Source organism: Haloarcula pellucida (assembly GCF_014647235.1).
GTDB lineage: Archaea > Halobacteriota > Halobacteria > Halobacteriales > Haloarculaceae > Haloarcula > Haloarcula pellucida.
Window position 1 is genome coordinate 1 of sequence record NZ_BMOU01000022.1, and the last position, 801, is coordinate 801.

The following is an 801-nucleotide window of genomic DNA, read 5'->3' on the forward strand; positions in this document are numbered from 1 at the left end:
AGAGGATGAGATTGGTCTCTCGTGGACGACGAACGCATCACTCATGGGCCTCGGAAGCACGAACGAGACGCGCAACGAGGTCCGGATCAAGGCAACGTCCGCCGGGTCCTACACGTGGCCAGCCAGTCTACAGGGCGATGCGTACACGTTTACGGGCCTCAGCGACGGCGAGCGCTACGATATGTTCGTCCGGTCGACCTACGTGCAGGACCGTCACGGGTCAGAGTCGAGCTACTGGCTAACCGACTCACCGACTGTGGAGGCCACGACACTCCTTCCGGCGCCGACGTCCCTGTCGACGGCGAACGTCACCGCCAACTCCGTCGACCTCTCGTGGACGGCCACCCACGACTACGGCGACACGCTCGTCCAGTACAAGCCGACGTCGGCGTCGTCCTGGACGACGTTCTCCACACTCTCTCGCACGACAGAGACCGAGACGGTCACCGGCCTGCGGAACGGCGAGCAGTACGACGCACGCGTCGTCGCGAACACTGAGCACACCCAAACGGAGGACGTCTAATGCCGGTCCAGTTCACCACCAGCCTTCCGGACGTCGGCCAACCTGATCTCGGCAACGGCGTCGAGGACGAGATCCAGGTCTCGTGGACGGACGTCATCAACTACGGCGAGCACGACGTCCAGTATCGCGAGACGACGTCGTCGACGTGGCTTGCCGGCCCGACCGTCGACGACACGGCGTCGTCGGCGACCATCACCGGCCTCGAGGACGGCGAGGCCTACGAGGTCCGCATCCGCACGCAGACCGAGCACGTCACTGGGGCGTGGACCGACCCCGTC

2 protein-coding genes are annotated in these 801 nt (G+C 65.2%); both read left to right on the forward strand.

What is annotated here, in order from left to right; all coding sequences use genetic code 11:
- Positions 1 to 523 (forward strand): fibronectin type III domain-containing protein (locus IEY28_RS20490; RefSeq protein WP_220639478.1); only part of this gene is annotated, 523 nt, incomplete at its 5' end.
- Positions 523 to 801, forward strand: a 279-nt coding sequence (locus IEY28_RS20495) for a fibronectin type III domain-containing protein (RefSeq protein ID WP_189002150.1), incomplete at its 3' end; no start/stop codon positions are given. The genes IEY28_RS20490 and IEY28_RS20495, both read left to right, overlap by 1 nt.